Here is a 17,486-nt window from a genome sequence, read left to right on the forward strand (position 1 = left end):
TGGAACAAGGCATGGATCACATACCGTCAACCCTTGAACTGCTGCAAGACCTTCTACACATCGATTCGCAGAACCCTCCCGGAAACGAGCAGGGCATGGTCGACTATATCGCTGAGTATTGCAGAAAGCTCGGCATACCATACACCACCTACACCTACGCTGAGAATCGCTCAAACCTATTTATTACATTCGGAACGGGAAGCCAAAGGCCCCTGACGCTTCTGGGCCATCTCGACACCGTACGCTTCGACAGCGCAGCGTGGACCTACCCTCCGCTCGGAGGCGAAATTCATGACAACTACCTCTACGGCAGGGGAGCTTTGGACATGAAATACTTTGTTGCAGCTGCTATGACCATTGTAGGTCGGTTGCATGCAATGCAAGACCGTTTCAACGGCCCCATCAATGTACTCTTTACCGCCGATGAGGAGACCGGAAGCTCCCAGGGTATACGCAAGGTTCTCCAAGAGAACAAGGTCCGTGATGCCCTAGCCGGATCACTCGTATTGAATGAAGGCGGCGGCTTTGCCACCCGTCACGGCCAAACACTGACGTACCTGTTTGAAACAGGACAGAAATCAGTAGCACGGCTTCGGGTGAGCATACCAGAGCTGCCTGATACCAATCCCTACTTCCCCACCCTCTCTCATGAAAAAATTCTCGTGCAGGTCATCAGACGACTCGACGCCTTGAAGCTGGACACAGCCCTGCCTCGTTCGGTCGAGGACTTGAAGCGCGTTTTCTTTGCGGAAAACACCGATTTTTCAGCATCTGATCGTCGGCTCTTCGAAACCATGAGTCAGTCGATGATTACCCCGACCATCATACACGGCGGCTCCAGAAACAAGCAGTTGCCTGCTGGATTGAAAGCAGCCATCGACTTCGATTGCCGCCTCCTTCCCAATCTGGGTAGACAGGAATTCCTTGACGCCATCGAAAAAGCCATCGGCGACCTTCCGGTCACATTTGAGCTCACTTCCTTCTCACAAGGCTATGAAGCGACAGTGGGACCGGATCTTGTATATCTGCTGGAGACGGCACTACAGAAGCATGATAGCGAGATTGAATCGCTGGTGCCGTTCATCACCCCAGGTTCGAATGACGGTAAATACCTCAAACCGCTCGGCTGCGATGTCCTGGGGTTTGCTCCGCTCTCCAGCGAGCAACCCTTCAGCTCCATCATGCCCCTGATACATGGTGTGGATGAGCGAATTTCCCTTGCCTCGCTTACTTTTTGTGAACAGGTGCTCCAAGACGTTTGTCTGACGTACCTGACAGGAGACACCATACGTGAGTAACGTCGAAAAGATCACCCAACTGATCCAGGAACTTCGCAATCAAGACATTGACACCCTGCTCATCCTCTCTCGAGAGGATTCCGATAAGGTTCTTCCTCTCCTGCTGCCCGTCCACGTGGTTGCGCAAACAGCTTTCTTCATCAACAAAACCGGCAAGCCCATCGTGCTGACCGGCAGTACCGATGCAAATATGTACAAGGACTTTGGCATTTTCGAAATTGTCGAAGTGAAGGAGGATTTCGAAACCGACTTCCTTCGCTTGTTCAATCGCATCAATCCGAAAAAACTCGCGCTGAACATCAGCGAGCTTGACTACCTCGCCGATGGACTTACCGTCGGTCAGTACATGCTTTTGGAGAAGATTATCGGTCCAAAGCGTTTGGCCGGGTGTGAAACGAGCAGTGAACAGATTGTAAGAAAGCTGCGCAGCATCAAGAGCGAGTACGAAATACAGTGCATCAGGCATGCTGTGGAAGTGACCTGCAGCATCTATGAGGAAGTAGCCTCATGTATCTCGATCGGTATGAGTGAGACGCAAATCGGAGACCTCTTTGTCGAAGGCATGAAACGCCATCAGGTGGTCAATGCGTTTGGAGAGCCCTACAGTTACCCTTTGGTCTGCATAAACCGCTGCGGTCTTGCACACCGTGAGCCGAACGCAAAAAACATCCTTGAACAAGGAGATATCCTGATTTGCGACTTCAGCGTCTCCTACAAAGGGTATTGCTCTGATATCGCACGAAGTTTTTATGCCCTGGCCGAGGGAGAGCAAGAAGCCCTGCAGGAGGTGTTGAGGGCATTTCAGACCACCGTCGATGCGGTGTCTGCAGTCATTGAAGCCATCAAGCCAGGCCTGATGGGATATGAAGCCGACCGCATTGGTCGTTCCATCATAGAGAACGCAGGCTATCCGACCATTCGCCACTCAACAGGCCACCAGCTCGGCATGCGTGTGCACGATGGGGGAACCTCCCTCAGCCCCGAATCCAATCCCAACAGCCATTTCCCCATCCAGAAGGGAGAAGTCTATGCAATCGAACCCACGGTAATCCAGGATGGCGGGGCGCCCTCCTTCATTGTTGAAGAAGATGTGGTTGTGACCGAAAGCACAGTGCAAATTCTCAGCAGACGCCAGAGGGAACTCTGGTATATTGCGAGGTAGGCCATGGATATCGTTGAGCTTTTCAAGCAGATGGTACGTCTGGATACCACCAATCCCCCGGGCAATGAGTACCTGATGACCGATCTCATCAGTGCCGTTCTTGCCAAGGAAGGCATTTGGCATGAAGTCCAGACTACAGCCGAAGGAAGGACCAATCTGATCGCCCGCATCGGGGTCGAATCAGAATTGCCTCCGATAATCCTCATCAGTCACACCGATGTAGTGGGTTGCGAGAACCAAGCTTGGAAACATCCGCCCTTTGAAGCCGTAGAGGAGGACCAGATCATCTACGGAAGAGGGACGGTGGACACCAAGCACCTGACGGCAATGCAAATTGGTGCTTTGCTTGCCTTGAAGGACCAACCCCTCAATCGTGCCGTCTATCTGCTTGCCACATCGGATGAGGAACAGGGGAGCAGCCTGGGCATGCCCAGGCTTGTCCAACAGTATGGTGATCTCTTCAAGCGCGGCTTGGTGATCAATGAAGGGGGAGGATTTTGCATCACCCATCAGGGAAACCCCTACTGGTTGTGCACCGTCGGGGAGAAAGGACGAATCGAGGTGAAGGTCACCATCGAGGGGGCCAGTGGACCCGCTTCCTTTAAAAGTGAGAACAAGGCAATCGATACCTTTATTGGGTTGCTGGACCACCTTGGCTCCTATCAGTTCCCGGCCGTCGACACCGCTGTCCACCATCTTTTCAGCGAGGTTGTCGGAACAGATATAACCCACCCGTTTCTGAAACACTTCAGTTGGTACAACAGCCACGATGCAATCATTTTACAACGCTACGATATCGGCACCCAGGTGAACGTGCTGCCCTATCGGATCGAGTTCGAGTTCTCGTTGCAGTTATTGCCTGGAAGAAGTGAACAAGAAGCCCGAGCTCTGCTCGCAGCACTCTTTGCCGGCACCACCGTTTCATACGAAGTCCTTCGTTTCGATGCGGGTTTTGAGAGTGACTGCACCAATCACTTCTACAAAAGCATGGAGACCTTGGCGCAGAAGCACTACGGTGCACACAGGCTCATTCCCGTGTATGCACTGGGAAGAACCGACGGGAGATTTCTCGGACCACTGCCATCAGATGTCTACGGGTTCTCCCCGGTGACCGATGCCATACCGTTCGAAACCATCTTGAAGCTGGTACATCAGGTCGATGAGAGAATCGACCGGGATTCGATTGTGAAGGGAACTCGGTTTCTGACCGACCTGATACAAACCATGGGGAACTGTTGAATATGGAAGATGCATACGCACTGAATAGAGAAAAGATCGCCCAAGCCAAACTCATTCTGGCTCAATCCGGCATCGATTGTTGGATTGTGAAGACAAAGGAAGGCAGTGATCCCTGCATGCCGTTGATGTTCGGCCTGACCATCAGCGGTGATGCCGCCCTGATCGTAACGCCGAAGACCACCATCGCCATCACCAGCTCCATAGATGCCCATGATGTCGTCTCGAGCGGGCTCTTCGAGCAGGTAATAACCTACACCCGTACCGGCTTTGGAGAACAGCTGCGTAGGTTGATAGAGCGTCTCGATCCGAAACGAATAGCCGTCAACTACAGCATGGAGAACCATCTCAGCGACGGCTTGACCGTTGGATCGTACCGGGCATTGAAGAACATGCTGGGGAGCACCTATGCGACTCGCCTTGAGTCGAGCGAGCAGTTTTTGCAAAAGCTGAGAAGCATCAAGAGCCCAAAAGAGGTCGAGTACATCCAAAAGGCAATTGACATAACCTTGGAAATCTACGACGAGGTTTTTGCTCAGGTGCGCAAGGGGATGACCGAGATCGAGATTGGACAGCTCTTTGTCGATGGCATGATCAAGCGCGGGGTGGTCAACGGCATCACCCGCAAACTCACCCCTCCGATCGTCATGAACCATAATATCGCCCATCGCGGGCCGGGCAACTCGGTATTGAAGGAAGGCGACTACTTGATCTTTGATTTTTCAGTAGACTACAAGGGATATTGCTCCGATATCGCACGCACCTGCTATGTACTGAGAGAGGGAGAGACTTCTGCCTCGCCACAGATGCAGAGGGCTTTTGAGACCATCTACGAGGCGATCAACCGGGCTTTGGCTGCACTCAGACCAGGGGCCGTAGGCACCGATGTCGACCGCTGTGCCCGCCAGCACATCCTCGATTGCGGGTATCAGGACATCTTCCATGCCGTCGGGCATCAGGTCGGTCGTGATGTGCATGACGGAGGAACGTTGCTCGGTCCGATCAAGAAACGGTATAAGAATGCCTCGCTTGGCGTTGTTGAGGAAGGCATGGTCTTTGCAATCGAACCAACCATCCTCTACGAGCAAGGCCCTGCGATCATCAGCGAAGAAAATGCATTGGTTACCGCCGACGGTGCGGTCCTGTTGAGTAAACGACAAGAATCACTTGTACTGATTCACTGAGGGAGTAAGAGCATATGCTGAAGTACATTTCCAAACGGTTGTTGATTTCCATTCCTGTCATCATCGGTATTACCATCCTTTCCTTCATCATCATGAAACTTTCGCCGGGCGATCCCCTGGCAAATTTCATCAACCCCTCCATCGACATGGCGGACCTTGAGAAGTCACGCCAGGCCCTCGGGCTCAACGATCCTCTCTATGTCCAGTATTTCAAGTGGATCGGACAGGTTGCCAAGGGTAATTTCGGCTATACATACAGCGGAAACCACTCGATCAGCGGCTTGATTTTGGAGAGGTTGCCCAATACCGTCATTCTCACACTCAGTGCATTCGTGATGAGCTTTGTCGTCGGAATCCCCCTGGGTGTTATCGGTGCGGTGAAAAAGAACACCAGAACCGACTATGGCATTACCTTGATGAGCCTGGTAGGGGTGGCCATCCCCTCGTTCTTCTTCGGCTTGCTGGTAATCTACGTGTTCGCGTTGATGCTCGGAATCTTCCCCTCGGGGGGGATGGTCAACATCAGGGCGGGCTACACAGGGTTTGCATACTACACCGATATTCTGCACCATCTGGTGCTTCCCGCCGTGGTGCTGAGCCTTGGCAATATCGCCAGCGTCTCGCGCTTCACCCGTTCCAACATGCTGGACATCCTGAAGGAGGACTATATCAGGACGGCAAAGGCGAAAGGGCTGCGCAACAAGGCGGTCATCTATCGCCATGCGCTTCGAAATGCACTCATTCCTGTAGTGACCATCTTCGGGCTCTCCATCCCGTTCCTCTTCAGTGGAGCCTACATCACCGAAAGTATTTTCAACTGGCCTGGAATGGGTCAACTCGGCATTCGGGCCATCCAAGATCGTGAGTATGGCATCATCATGGCACTGAACCTCATCACCGCAACGCTGGTGCTGACGGGAAATCTCATCAGTGACATTCTGTATGCAATCGTCGATCCAAGAATCAGGCACTAAGGGTGAACAACATGCTCATTAAAAAAAACAGCTTCTATGACTATGCGTATCGCCGCTTCAGGCGCAACAAGCTTGCAGTAATCGGAACGTACATCACCTTGGCTTTCATTGTGGTGGCCCTCCTCGCTCCGATCCTCTCCCCCTATGAACCAAGTGAATTCTTCTTCATGGAGGGTCAGAATCTCTACAATAAGTATGATACGCCCTCCCTGCAGCACTTGCTGGGAACCGACTCACTGGGACGGGATGTGTTCTCAAGACTTCTCTACGGGGCGAGAGTAACCATGATGGTAGCCCTTTCTGCTGTCAGCATCTCGACGATAATCGGCACCATCATTGGACTGGTCACTGGATATTTCGGCAGGTTCATCGATGCATTTTTCATGCGCATCGTCGATATTGTCATCTCTTTTCCGGTTCTGTTTCTGTTGATTTCCATCTCCACCATCATGGACCCTTCCATCTGGATCGTTATCCTGGCCATCGGGTTGGTGAGCTGGACCAGTACGGCACGCCTGGTTCGCGGCGAGGTGCTCAGGGTCAAGGAACTCGATTACATAGTTGCCGCCAACGCGTGCGGCTCATCCTCCCTGAAGATCATCATCAAGCATATCCTGCCGAACATCCTTGCACCCATCATGGTGCAGGTGACCATCGGTACGGCACAGGCGATTCTCATGGAGGCTTCGTTGAGCTTCCTTGGAGTCGGTGTGCAACAGCCCACCCCGAGCTGGGGCAACATGCTGATGGACGCCCAGAAGCTCCTTGTGCTGCGTGATATGCCCTGGATCTGGATTCCCCCGGGAGTGGTGACGCTTTTGCTCGTTCTGGCCATCTATTTTGTCGGTGATGGACTGCGCGATGCTTTCGACCCGAAACAATGAGAACCAGGAGTACGATGATGAAGACCATATTGGAAGTAAAGGACTTGAGCGTCCAGTTTCGCACCGAGGAGGGATCTTTTCATGCAATCGAGCATGTCAGCTTCTCAGTCGAGGAACAAAAGACGCTGGCCATAGTCGGTGAGTCAGGCAGCGGAAAGAGCGTTACCAGTCTTGCTATCATGCAACTGATTGCAGAGAATGGGAAAATAACCGATGGGGAGATTTTCATCGAGGGACAGGACATCCTGAAACTCACGAGAAAGGAGGTTCAGCAATCCATCCTGGGAAAGAAGATTTCCATGATTTTCCAAGAGCCGATGACAGCCCTCAATCCCGTCATTAAAATCGGGGATCAGATCACCGAAAGCATTCTCGAACACCAACAGGTGAGCAAGAAGGAAGCCAGGCAGATAGCCCTCGATACACTCAAGCAGGTGGGCATCCCCTCACCGGAAGAGAGAATCAAGCAGTATCCCCACCAACTCAGCGGCGGCATGCGTCAACGGGTCATGATTGCAATGGGCTTGGTCACAAGACCAAAAATCATGATTGCAGACGAGCCTACGACTGCTTTGGACGTCACCATCGAGGCACAAATCCTGAATCTTCTTGAGGAACTGAAAAAGAAGTTCAAGACATCAATCCTCTTTGTGACCCATGACTTGAACATCGTCGCCGATATCGCCGATGACGTTCTGGTCATGTATTGTGGAGAAGTCATCGAGAAGGGTCCTGTCGCCGACATTTTCGAATCACCCAAACACCCGTACACCAAGGGACTCCTGGCTACCATGCCATCCTTGGACCAGACAAAGAGCGTACTACCCACAATCAAAGGTTCGGTGCCGAATATCTCCAAGCGTCCTTCAGGATGCCACTTTCATCCACGGTGCGAGTATGCAACCGAGCGATGCCGAAAGGAAAAACCCAAGACATACGTTGAGGGTGCACACCATGTACAATGCTTCCTGTATGCACCGAAGGAGGGAACAAAGCATGCCTGATACCCCATTACTGGTTGTAGAAAACCTGAACAAGCACTTTCTTCTTCACAAGTCGATGAAAAAAGAACATGCAGTCTATGTGAAAGCAGTAAACAATGTTTCGTTTACCGTCAATGAAGGTGAGACATTGGGCATCGTTGGAGAGTCCGGATGCGGAAAAAGCACCTTGGGCAGAACACTGCTCAGACTTCTGGAGCCTACCGGCGGCGAGGTGTATTTTGAAGGCAAGCGAATCAGCGACTATACTACTAATGAGATGCGAAGCCTTCGTGAACGGATGCAGTATATTTTCCAAGACCCGTACAGTTCCATGAACCCCAAAATGACGATTCGCGATATTGTCAGCGAACCGCTGGAGAATTTCCGGAAGGACATGAGTTCAGAGCAGCGCGAAGAGCGGGTTGCAGAGCTCTTGGAGTTGGTCGGGCTCTCCCGGGAGGCGATGACTCGCTATCCGCATGAGTTCAGCGGAGGCCAACGTCAACGAATCGTGATAGCCCGAGGAATCGCCCTCAATCCCCGCTTGCTCATCTGTGATGAGTCGGTAAGTGCACTCGATGTCTCAGTGCAGGCGCAAATCATCAATTTGCTCCAGGAATTGAAGCAGAAACTCTCGTTGACCTATCTGTTCATCAGTCATGACCTGCGGGTTGTGAAGTTCATCAGCGACCGAATCATGGTTCTGTATCTGGGGGAGGTGATGGAGATCGCACCCTCCTCCACCCTTTTTGCAGATCCCAAACATCCCTATACCCGGAGCTTGATCGGCTCCATAAGCAAGGGCGATCCCCGTCATCGTGATGAACGAAAGATTTTGGAGGGAGAAATTCCCAATCCGATGAACGCTCCGAAGGGCTGTCCCTTCTCTTCACGCTGCCCGGTTGCGATCGAACGCTGCCATATTGAAAAACCAACACTGAGGACGGTGGGAAAAGACCATGTGGCCGCGTGCCTCCTCCTCTCGCAACCTATGCAATCAGATACAAAAACAGGAGAGAACGAATGAAGAAAACCATCGCAACAACAGCTGCTCCGGCAGCAGTCGGGCCCTATGCACAAGCCTACCAAGTCAATGACACCCTTTTTGTTTCAGGGCAGATCCCCTTCGTCCCCGAGACGATGCAGCTCGTCAGCGAGGATGTTTCCAAGCAGGCGCTTCAGTCGCTGAACAATATCAAGGCAATCGTCGAGGCTGCCGGTTTCAGCATCACCGATATCGTCAAATGCCAGGTATTCCTCAAGAGCATGAACGACTTTGCCGCTGTCAACGCAGTATATGCAGATTTTTTCCAGGGGCACACCCCGGCAAGGGTTGCCGTGGAAGTATCGAGGCTGCCAAAGGATGTCAGCGTCGAGATCGATGCCATATGCATGAAGGGATGAAGACAATGGGAACGAGGGAGGAACTGCGTCGATATTTTCCCATCGCCGATTACATCGCAGCCATCAATGGCAGGAACTGCGAAGTACTCATTCACGACCTCAGTGACCTGAGTCACTCCATCTGCCACATAGTCAACGGGCATGTAACCAACCGTGAGGTCGGAGGCTCGATTACCAACTATGCGCTCGAACTTTTACAGAACAAGGTGTATGAAACACAGCAAAGCGTGACCAACTACACGGGAACAACCCGTGAAGGAAGGCGGATTCTGCGGTCATCCACTTATTTCATCAAGGACGAGAAAGGCGAGGTCATCGGTCTCTTGTGTGTGAATATCGATATCACCGACCTTCTGAGGGCTCACGACCTCTTGTCCGATTTGGTGGTCATCAACCCTGCACGCAGGCAGGATGCCCCCGAGGCGGAAAAGAGTTTTGAGCGGTTCGATGGTTCGGTGGATTCCATCGTCCGGGAGATCATCGATACCGTCATTCTCGAATCAGGCCTGAAGCTGGTGGATAGTACAACCTCGGAGAAGCAAGCCTTGATCGGCAGAATGGAAGCGAAGGGTGTGTTTAAATTCAAAGGAGCGGTAGGTCGGGTTGCCGATGTGCTGGGGGTTTCATCCCAGACCATATACCGCTATCTGCAGAACATGAATAAAGAGTAGCAGCAAGGAAACAGGAGTAGGAACATGGATGCAAGGAGTCTGATGAATCCCGCGTTTGCAACCATCAAAGGTGGTTTGTTTGATACGGTGGCAAAAGCCGATGTGGGCGACGGTGTCGGCCGGTTGCTTGAGAAAGGAGTAGACATCCTTGCCTGGGCTGATCCGTTCTTCCCCGACCCAGCCCTCCCCGAACCTGTACAGAAGTCCATGATTGAAGCATTGAAGACCGGTCTGCCCGCCCACTACAGCATGCCCATCGGCATGCAGGAGCTGCGCAAAACCATTACATCAAAGGTGGTGCGGCAGACCGGTCTCTCTCTTGATTCTTCTCGCAACACTCTGGTGACACCCGGATCCGACTCAGGGCTCTTGTATGCCATGATGCCTTTTCTCAACCCCCTCGACGAGGTCCTCGTACCCGATCCCAGTTATCCGAGCAATTTCCTCAACCCAAAGCTGCTTGGGGCGAAAACGGTTGCCGTGCCCTTGGATGCAAAGCACAACTATGCCCTGGACATCCAGGCTTTTGAGCGCGCGTATACACCCAGGACCAAAATGGTGCTGCTCACCCACCCGAACAACCCTACAACCACCGTTTTCAGAAGGGAAAACCTTGAGGCGTTGAGCAGGTTCATCATCGAGCACAACCTCATCCTGGTCTGCGACCAAGCATTTGAGGACCATATCTTCGACGACCTTGAGTTCGTCGCTCCGGCAACGTTGCCAGGAATGTGGGAGCGAACGGTCACCGTCTGCTCCATCTCCAAGGGCTTGGGATTGAGCGGCCTGCGAATCGGGTATGTCTATGCACATGAATGCATCATGGATGTGCTGTACGGAGCTGCAGTAAATGTGCTGGGAGCCAGTGCAACCATCTCATCCATCGGAGCAATCACCGCTCTTGAACAGATTGACTACCTTGCAGAACTTTCCCAAAGACACGAAAGGCGCAGGAACCTGGCCTTTGACATTTTTTCCGCAGTACCCGGGGTTGCGATGCAGAAAAGCGAAAGCGGCATCCTCAGTTGGCTTGATGTATCCGAACTTGGAACCGACGCAGAGGTGGTTGCCTACCTGCTTGAACATGCCAATGTCTTGGTGAATGCCGGCTCCGCCTACGGAAAACAGGGGGAAGGCCATATCCGCATCGTCACTTCCTGCTTTGCCGACGATGCCAAGGCCGCAGAGGTGTTCACCCGCATGGCGAAAGCACTGAGGAAGTTGGGAGAACAGAAAGGTATCAGATGATATGCAACTGCTGCTGACGGCCGGAAAGGAATTCGACCCTTGTGTCCTGGAACAGGATGTCTATTTCCTGGCCGTACATTATTCTTAGGTTGTCCCATGAGGGTACCTGCTCCATGACGTTCAATTCCATCGCATAACAGGTCGAATCGTTGATGAGCCTCTCCCCTGAACCAGGGACGAAGACCTGATTGCCGAAGCTGCCGATCGTCGGCCCGGGTCCATGGCCGTAGAGGCCGATGGGATGGGAGTAGATCATGGGTTTTTCAATTCCTTCGGCTTTCGCTTGCGCCAGCGCCTGCTCAAGCACCTGATTCCCTGTCGCACCCTTGGAAAACGTGCGGGCCAGGATGTCCTGCAAACGCATGGCCTTCCTATGGATGAGCTCCAACTCTGCAATGAGTTTCTCATCATCTTCGGCCTTCACATAGGCCATTTCCTGCACGTCCGAGCAGAGCTTGCCGTACCGGACGCCGAAATCGCAATGCAGCAGATCACCTTGCTCGATGACGGCGCTGTCATCATCGATGTGCGCAAATCCTTTACGTCTGATCCAGACGGTAGCATCGAACCAAGGAATCATCCCCAGCTTGATTGCACTCTCCATGAGAAAGAAGCGGGCTTCCCCTATGGTGGTTTTCCCTGGAACAATGAAGGTGCGGGAGTAGCACTTTGCAATGATTTCGCGTGTGATGTGACTGATATAGCGCATCAGATCGATTTCTTTTGGACGTCTTGTCTCCAGCCATCTGACGACCAAGTCCTCTGCCGAGTGCAGCCGAGTCTGGAACGAGGGGTCCAGGCATGCATGAAGCTTGTCGTAATTGCTCTTGGACAAACCATCGGCAAAGGGGACTTGGTCTGATACCTCGATGGCAATCCTGCGTGGGTTGTGCTGGTGGACAATGCGTGAAATGCAGCTGTACAGGTCCTCTTCGGGCATCGCCCGAATCGCCTCAAGGTCGTAACGGGAGGCGAACGCCCGGTAAAAAGTCTCCCAGTCAAAACCCTTGGGCTTGAGCAGCACCGGTTCATAAAAACGGTCTATGGAGAAATCAGGTTTGGAGACAACCATGCGCGAGAGTTTTCCCTGCTGCAGGGAGAATAGGAAAGCTGCGGTTCTGCGGGCATGGAAGAAACTGCTGGGAAGCAAGGACTCCACCGTAGGGCCTTCATTGTACTCGTCACCTATGACGATCCACATATCGATGCCGCTTTCTTCCATAAGGGCAGGTAAAAGGTGTTCGAGCCGGTCCAGCAGAATTTCGTCCTGCAGTCGGAACAGTGATTGGAGAGACATCGATTGATATGCTGGCATGACAACTCCTTGGAGATTTGGCTCATCATACCAAAAAGTGAGGGATTTTGCACTGTGTCATCAAAAAAAAAGCGGAGTATTGACGATTGAATCATGAGACTTGGAAGCTGAAAAATACCTCCTGCAAGAGGCCTTTTGCTTTTAGGAAGGTTCTGGTATCATCATGAGGTAGCATCACAATTTCCTGGTCATAGGAAAGGAAGGAGCTTGATACGAGCAAGAAGGTAATCATCCTGGGGGCAGGAAGACGCGGGTTGGGATTGGCCAAGCAGCTGATTGTAGATGGAAAGGATGTTGTGTTGATCGACAACTCCCATGAACGCATCGAAAGCGCCGTCTCCAAGCTTGACTGTCTGGGAATACTGGGCAACGGCACCGATATCGCCAAGCTCCTGGAGGCCGATATTGAGCACGCCCAAGCGTTCATTGCTGTCACCAACAGCGATGAGATCAACCTGGTCTCCTGCGGCCTGGTCTCATCCTCATATCCACAAGTCAAAACAGTGGCCGCCATTCGATCCTTGATCTACACCGGTGCCGACGGATTGAAGGAAGGCTTGCTGGGCATCGACTACATCGTCAATCCCAATGCAGAAACTGCAAGATCCATCTTCAACATCATAGAACAAGGGGTGAACGGCAACGTGCTCGGATTCACCAACTCCAAGCTGCTGCTCTACAACTTCTTCATCGAGCCGTTCAGTTCCTATGTAGGTTCGACCGTCATGGAGATGAGAAACAAGCTGCAGGCCGAGTTTGTCATCGCATCCATCAACCGCAGGGGTCTGGTCATCGTTCCCTCGGGCAACACGACCATCCAGGCACGCGACACCCTCTCCATCGTCGCCGACAGCGAGGAGGTTACCGACATTCTCAAGACGGTGGGCCAGCTGCAAAAAAAGCCGAACAACATGGTGTTGGTTGGAGCGAGTAGAATCACGCGGGCACTGTTGAACCGCATGAGCCCTTCCATGCGTTCCAAAGTTGCAGTCGTCGACCAGGACGAGGAGGTATGCCGGAACTTCAGCGAACGATTCCGTGAGATTCTGGTCATCAAGGCCGACATCACCGATGAGGACATCATGGCCGAGGAGCAGTTGGGCTCTTACGACCTGCTGGTCGCCCTCACCGACAACGATGAGCTGAACATCATCACCGCAAGCTACGCAAAACGCATTGGAGTCGATCGCTCGATCGCCCTGATCAAACAGAACAACAACTACACGCGCATGGCCAGCTACCTCGATATCGATGTGGTCATCTCCACCACCGATACCACCGTCGAGTCGCTGTTACGATACCTCAGGGGTACCAATGTATCCAGCATTCACACGTTGTTCAACGATCAGTTGGAAGTCTATGAATTTGTCGTTCGGGCGGAGAGCCTGGTGTGCAACAAACAACTGAAGGATATCAACATGCGAAAGAAAGCCATCGTTGCCGGCCTTACTGATCGAGCGGGCAACAGCACCATTCCCACCGGGCTCACCGCCCTGAAGGAAGGAGACACCGTTCTGGTGGCTGTCATGCGTGATTCTTCTGAATTCATCCAAAAGCTATTCGGGTAACGACAGATGATCAACTGGAGACTGGACCTTAGACTGCTTGCGTTCATTGAGCTATTCATCGGCATATTGATGCTAATTCCCACGACACTCGCCTACCGTTATCAGGAAGCTGATGCCCTGCGGGGTTTTCTCATTGCCTACCTTGCCATCGCTGTCTTCTGCTCAACCAGCCTGATTCTTACCGGAAAGCCTAAGACCAAGACCATGTATGCCCGGGACGGCTATCTGGTGGTCACCCTGACGTGGATTATTGCAACTGCGTTCTCCGCCATTCCCTTGGTTGCGAGCGGTGCCTATGTCGACTACAGCAGCGCTTACTTCGAAGTGATGAGCGGCTTCACCACCACCAGCGCAACGGTACTGCCGGAAATTGAAAGCCTTCCCAAGGCAATCCTCTTCTGGCGGTCTCAGACCAACTGGCTTGGAGGCATGGGAATCGTCGTACTCTTCGTAGCCCTCCTTCCAGCGTTGGGGGTAAGTGGTTCGTTGCTTGTCGGTGCTGAGTCGGTGGGACCCACCAAAGACAAGTTGACGCCGAAAATCAAGAACACCGCGCTCATTCTCTGGTCCATCTATATCGGATTCTCCTTCATCGAAACACTCCTGCTCCTGCTGGGAGGACTCAATCTCTACGATGCCGTGACGGTCACCTTCTCCACCATGGCTGCAGCAGGATTCTGTGTAAAAAACTCTTCGATAGGAACTTTCGGCAGTGCTTATGTCGATATCGTCGTCACCCTGTTCATGCTGGTCAGCGGGGCTAATTTCGCCCTCTACTACAAGGCTCTGAGCGGAAAGCTCTCGTCGGTGCTCAAGGATGGGGAACTGCGGGTTTATCTCGGTATTTGGGCGGTGGTCTCACTGCTCGCCGCATTGAAGCTTTTCACTTCCAACACCTATGATACGTTTGCCCAGTCGCTGCGCTACAGCACATTTCAGACCGCATCCATTCTCACCACCACCGGCTTCGCCACCGCCAATTACATCCATTGGCCTGCATTCACCCAGGTCCTGCTCTTTTTGCTCTTCTTCATAGGAGGTTCGGCAGGGTCGGCCGGGGGTGGAGTGAAGGTCATACGCATCGTCGCCCTCTTCAAGATGGGCAGGGCCCAGATCAAGCACAGGATTCATCCAAGGGGTGTCTTCCAAGTAAGGGTGGGACAAACGACATTCCGCGAAGATCTGCTCGTCTCCATCGCCACCTTCTTCGGGGTGTACATCCTCACCGGTGTGGTGGGAGCGGTGGTCATCTCGCTCAGCGGAGCCGATCCACTTACCAGCTTTTCCGCCTCGTTTCTCTTTCTGGGGAACATCGGCATCGGGTTCGGGGAAGTCGGTCCTGCAGGCAACTTTGCATTCCTCCCCTCCTGGATCAAGTGGTTCTGCTCGTTTCTGATGCTTGTCGGCCGGTTGGAACTCTTCACCGTCTACGTTCTGTTCTCAAAACACTTCTGGAAGCACTAATCTATCCAATTCCTGCACTTGAGCCTCTGGTGGGTTGACTGTATCGACTCTTTATATTACATATGTTATATAACTTTTGTTATTATCTAACAAGGAGGGATACCATATGGCGCCAAGACAGAAGATCACCAAGGAAATGATACTGGAGGCCACGTTCCGCCTTACCCGGGAGCATGGATTTGAACAGGTCAACGCCCGAAGCCTGGCTGCAGAGCTGGGGTGCTCGACACAACCGATTTTCAGTCGCTTCGAGCACATGGACGCACTGAAGAAAGCCTTCCACGCCTATGCAGGAAGGTACTTCGACCGATATGCCGCACAGGCGATGCAAGGTGGCGACGCATTTCGCAAACTCGGTGAAGCCTACATCACCTTCGCCCGCCAAGAGAGCAACCTGTTCAGGCTCTTGTTTATGAGCGAGGTGATGGACCTGCACGGGTTTGAGCATATGTATGATGATCGGGAAAATCTGGAGGTTGCAGAAAACCTCTCTCGCGAGATGCACATCAGCTTGGAATCTGCAAAACGTTTCTACATGAAAATGTTCATCTTCACGCATGGAATAGCAGCAATGGTTGCATCCGGTTTCGTTCAACTCGAACCGGGAGAGGCCGAGGCACTGCTTTCCGAGGCCCAGACTGCTTTTACTGCACAACACACGGAATAAGGTGGGAAATTGAATGCTTGCATTGGGAATTTTTCTTGGACTATGCTGCTTGGAAGTGGTGATGTACAAAAAGCGAGAGTGCTGGGGACGCAACACCCTGCGCCTGCGCATTGTTCTATTTTTGCTCTTTGTACTGCTTGCCGGCATTCGATTCATTCCATGGGGATTTTCGTGGTACCTCTTGGGTGGTCTGCTCGCCGTAAGGGCGCTGATTTCATTACTTGGCTTGTTAAAGAAATCAGCAACGAAAGCCAGGTCCAAAGGAAAAACTGCAGGCAATCTGGTGATCAGCATCGTGCTTATAGGGTTGTCAGTGATTCCTTTGCTCTTGCTGCCGCCCCCTGTCCCCTTGCAACAAACCTCAAGCAATGCAGTGGGAACCATGGTTTATACCTGGACTGATGAGAATCGCGAGGACGTGTTCACCCCTGAGGCGGATTATCGCAACATAACGGTACAGTTTTGGTATCCAGCCGTCACGCCGGGAGAGAGCGCACCTGTTTTGGAAGGTCCATTCCCCTTGGTTGTATTCTCCCACGGGGCCTTCGGCTATAGGATGAGCAATCATTCCACCTTCATGGAATTGGCCGGCAACGGGTATATCGTTGCAAGCATCGACCATACGTATCAGGCCTTCATGACCAAGGAAGCTGATGGAAGGGTTGTGCTCGGCGATACCGGCTTCATCCAAACCGCCATGCATGTGGAGAATGGTGAGATCACAGGTGAAGCACTCTATCAGCTGCAAAAAGATTGGATGGCCCTGCGCTCCTGTGATATGGCATTTGTACTGGAGCAGATACGGAAACGAGCGGCCCTTCCAACCTCCAGCGAACTCTTTCACCAGTTGGATATCGAGTGCATCGGAGTCCTCGGCCACTCGATGGGCGGCGCAACCGCCGCATGGATCGGACGCGAGGACGATGCAATTGATGCAGTGATCGTTCTTGACGGGACGCTGATGGGCGAGATAGTGGGCTTCGAACAGGGGAAGGAGGTATTGACCGATGTTCCCTATCCCAAACCGATATTGGATGTATTCAACGAGAGTCATTACGCAGATGCCACTGCAATCGGCCTGGACTACGCAAACATGAGGATGCAAGGGAATGCGTTTGAAGCATATCAACTGGTCGTCGATGGTTCAGGACATCTGAACTTCACCGACCTCCCCCTCGTTTCGCCCTTGCTTGCATCCTTGTTGGGCACCGGTAGCGTAGACCCACGCGCTTGCATGGAAATCACCAATACCGCGGTACGGGAGTTTCTCGATTACCACCTCAAGGGAGAGGGAATCGAAATACCACCGTTCAGGAGGGTTTAGCATCCTCTTGTGGTGCTTGGGAACATACCAAGCACCACAATGATGAATGCAATTCATCTTACATTGTGTATTGGATATACGACATGGTTCTTTCTTTTACCTGC

Annotated in this window: 16 protein-coding genes; 15 read left to right on the forward strand and 1 reads right to left on the reverse strand. The window is 52.5% G+C overall.

Annotated elements, in window-relative coordinates:
* Positions 1 to 11: 11 nt before the first annotated feature.
* The 11 genes from MUG09_RS11995 to MUG09_RS12045 are packed head-to-tail and all read left to right on the forward strand — an operon-like array spanning position 12 to position 11,044.
* Complete coding sequence (locus MUG09_RS11995; protein ID WP_244771666.1) at positions 12 to 1,298, forward strand: M20 family metallopeptidase; 1,287 nt, start codon at positions 12 to 14, stop codon at positions 1,296 to 1,298.
* A complete protein-coding gene (locus tag MUG09_RS12000; protein WP_244771667.1) occupies positions 1,291 to 2,460 on the forward strand; it encodes a M24 family metallopeptidase in 1,170 nt (389 codons plus the stop codon). Before MUG09_RS11995 ends, MUG09_RS12000 begins: the two co-directional genes overlap by 8 nt.
* Positions 2,461 to 2,463: 3 nt before the next feature.
* On the forward strand, positions 2,464 to 3,699 hold the full coding sequence (locus MUG09_RS12005; protein WP_244771668.1) for a M20 family metallopeptidase: 1,236 nt from the start codon (positions 2,464 to 2,466) through the stop codon (positions 3,697 to 3,699).
* A 2-nt stretch (positions 3,700 to 3,701) separates the two neighbouring features.
* Positions 3,702 to 4,880: a M24 family metallopeptidase gene (locus MUG09_RS12010; RefSeq protein ID WP_244771669.1), complete on the forward strand. Its 1,179-nt coding sequence runs from the start codon at positions 3,702 to 3,704 to the stop codon at positions 4,878 to 4,880.
* A gap of 14 nt (positions 4,881 to 4,894) precedes the next feature.
* A complete protein-coding gene (locus MUG09_RS12015; RefSeq protein ID WP_244771670.1) occupies positions 4,895 to 5,854 on the forward strand; it encodes an ABC transporter permease in 960 nt (319 codons plus the stop codon).
* 11 nt (positions 5,855 to 5,865) lie between these two features.
* Complete coding sequence (opp4C, locus tag MUG09_RS12020) at positions 5,866 to 6,738, forward strand: oligopeptide ABC transporter permease (protein WP_244771671.1); 873 nt, start codon at positions 5,866 to 5,868, stop codon at positions 6,736 to 6,738.
* A 17-nt stretch (positions 6,739 to 6,755) separates the two neighbouring features.
* Positions 6,756 to 7,742 carry an ABC transporter ATP-binding protein gene (locus MUG09_RS12025; RefSeq protein WP_244771672.1) on the forward strand — a complete coding sequence of 329 codons (987 nt, stop codon included), beginning with the start codon at positions 6,756 to 6,758 and terminating at the stop codon, positions 7,740 to 7,742.
* Complete coding sequence (locus MUG09_RS12030; protein WP_244771673.1) at positions 7,735 to 8,748, forward strand: ABC transporter ATP-binding protein; 1,014 nt, start codon at positions 7,735 to 7,737, stop codon at positions 8,746 to 8,748. The genes MUG09_RS12025 and MUG09_RS12030 overlap by 8 nt, the downstream gene beginning before the upstream one ends.
* Positions 8,745 to 9,125: a Rid family detoxifying hydrolase gene (locus tag MUG09_RS12035; protein WP_244771674.1), complete on the forward strand. Its 381-nt coding sequence runs from the start codon at positions 8,745 to 8,747 to the stop codon at positions 9,123 to 9,125. The genes MUG09_RS12030 and MUG09_RS12035 overlap by 4 nt, the downstream gene beginning before the upstream one ends.
* A 5-nt stretch (positions 9,126 to 9,130) precedes the next feature.
* Positions 9,131 to 9,796: a helix-turn-helix transcriptional regulator gene (locus MUG09_RS12040; protein WP_244771675.1), complete on the forward strand. Its 666-nt coding sequence runs from the start codon at positions 9,131 to 9,133 to the stop codon at positions 9,794 to 9,796.
* Between the two features lie 24 nt (positions 9,797 to 9,820).
* Entirely contained in the window at positions 9,821 to 11,044 is a 1,224-nt protein-coding gene (locus MUG09_RS12045; RefSeq protein ID WP_244771676.1) for a pyridoxal phosphate-dependent aminotransferase, read from the forward strand.
* Here MUG09_RS12045 and MUG09_RS12050 read toward each other — a convergent pair.
* Entirely contained in the window at positions 11,037 to 12,359 is a 1,323-nt protein-coding gene (locus MUG09_RS12050) for a M24 family metallopeptidase (RefSeq protein ID WP_244771677.1), read from the reverse strand. The two genes, MUG09_RS12045 and MUG09_RS12050, sit on opposite strands and share 8 nt — an antisense overlap.
* 233 nt (positions 12,360 to 12,592) lie before the next feature.
* Here MUG09_RS12050 and trkA point away from each other — a divergent pair, with 233 nt between their 5' ends.
* The 4 genes from trkA to MUG09_RS12070 all read left to right on the forward strand — a co-directional run bounded on the left by trkA (position 12,593) and on the right by MUG09_RS12070 (position 17,382).
* Positions 12,593 to 13,927 (forward strand): Trk system potassium transporter TrkA, encoded by a 1,335-nt coding sequence (gene trkA / locus MUG09_RS12055; RefSeq protein ID WP_280529408.1) that lies wholly within the window; start codon positions 12,593 to 12,595, stop codon positions 13,925 to 13,927.
* Positions 13,928 to 13,933: 6 nt separating this feature from the next.
* A complete protein-coding gene (locus MUG09_RS12060; RefSeq protein ID WP_244771679.1) occupies positions 13,934 to 15,391 on the forward strand; it encodes a TrkH family potassium uptake protein in 1,458 nt (485 codons plus the stop codon).
* Positions 15,392 to 15,497: 106 nt separating this feature from the next.
* Positions 15,498 to 16,058 carry a TetR/AcrR family transcriptional regulator gene (locus MUG09_RS12065; RefSeq protein WP_244771680.1) on the forward strand — a complete coding sequence of 187 codons (561 nt, stop codon included), beginning with the start codon at positions 15,498 to 15,500 and terminating at the stop codon, positions 16,056 to 16,058.
* Between the two features lie 61 nt (positions 16,059 to 16,119).
* Positions 16,120 to 17,382, forward strand: a complete 1,263-nt coding sequence (locus tag MUG09_RS12070) for an alpha/beta hydrolase family protein (RefSeq protein ID WP_244771681.1) — start codon at positions 16,120 to 16,122, stop codon at positions 17,380 to 17,382.
* Positions 17,383 to 17,486: the final 104 nt, after the last annotated feature.

The organism is Sphaerochaeta associata, from assembly GCF_022869165.1.
In the GTDB taxonomy this organism is placed as follows: Bacteria; Spirochaetota; Spirochaetia; order Sphaerochaetales; family Sphaerochaetaceae; genus Sphaerochaeta; species Sphaerochaeta associata.

Bases quoted from the DNA above. Each gene is read 5' to 3' on its own strand.
- MUG09_RS11995 (WP_244771666.1), top strand. From the start codon at position 12: ATGGATCACATACCGTCAACCCTTGAACTGCTGCAAGACCTTCTACAC.
- MUG09_RS12010 (WP_244771669.1), top strand. From the start codon at position 3,702: ATGGAAGATGCATACGCACTGAATAGAGAAAAGATCGCCCAAGCCAAA.
- MUG09_RS12040 (WP_244771675.1), top strand. From the start codon at position 9,131: ATGGGAACGAGGGAGGAACTGCGTCGATATTTTCCCATCGCCGATTAC.
- MUG09_RS12015 (WP_244771670.1), top strand. From the start codon at position 4,895: ATGCTGAAGTACATTTCCAAACGGTTGTTGATTTCCATTCCTGTCATC.
- opp4C (WP_244771671.1), top strand. From the start codon at position 5,866: ATGCTCATTAAAAAAAACAGCTTCTATGACTATGCGTATCGCCGCTTC.
- MUG09_RS12050 (WP_244771677.1), bottom strand. From the start codon at position 12,359: ATGCCAGCATATCAATCGATGTCTCTCCAATCACTGTTCCGACTGCAG.
- MUG09_RS12030 (WP_244771673.1), top strand. From the start codon at position 7,735: ATGCCTGATACCCCATTACTGGTTGTAGAAAACCTGAACAAGCACTTT.
- MUG09_RS12035 (WP_244771674.1), top strand. From the start codon at position 8,745: ATGAAGAAAACCATCGCAACAACAGCTGCTCCGGCAGCAGTCGGGCCC.
- MUG09_RS12045 (WP_244771676.1), top strand. From the start codon at position 9,821: ATGGATGCAAGGAGTCTGATGAATCCCGCGTTTGCAACCATCAAAGGT.
- MUG09_RS12070 (WP_244771681.1), top strand. From the start codon at position 16,120: ATGTACAAAAAGCGAGAGTGCTGGGGACGCAACACCCTGCGCCTGCGC.
- MUG09_RS12025 (WP_244771672.1), top strand. From the start codon at position 6,756: ATGAAGACCATATTGGAAGTAAAGGACTTGAGCGTCCAGTTTCGCACC.
- MUG09_RS12065 (WP_244771680.1), top strand. From the start codon at position 15,498: ATGGCGCCAAGACAGAAGATCACCAAGGAAATGATACTGGAGGCCACG.
- MUG09_RS12060 (WP_244771679.1), top strand. From the start codon at position 13,934: ATGATCAACTGGAGACTGGACCTTAGACTGCTTGCGTTCATTGAGCTA.
- MUG09_RS12005 (WP_244771668.1), top strand. From the start codon at position 2,464: ATGGATATCGTTGAGCTTTTCAAGCAGATGGTACGTCTGGATACCACC.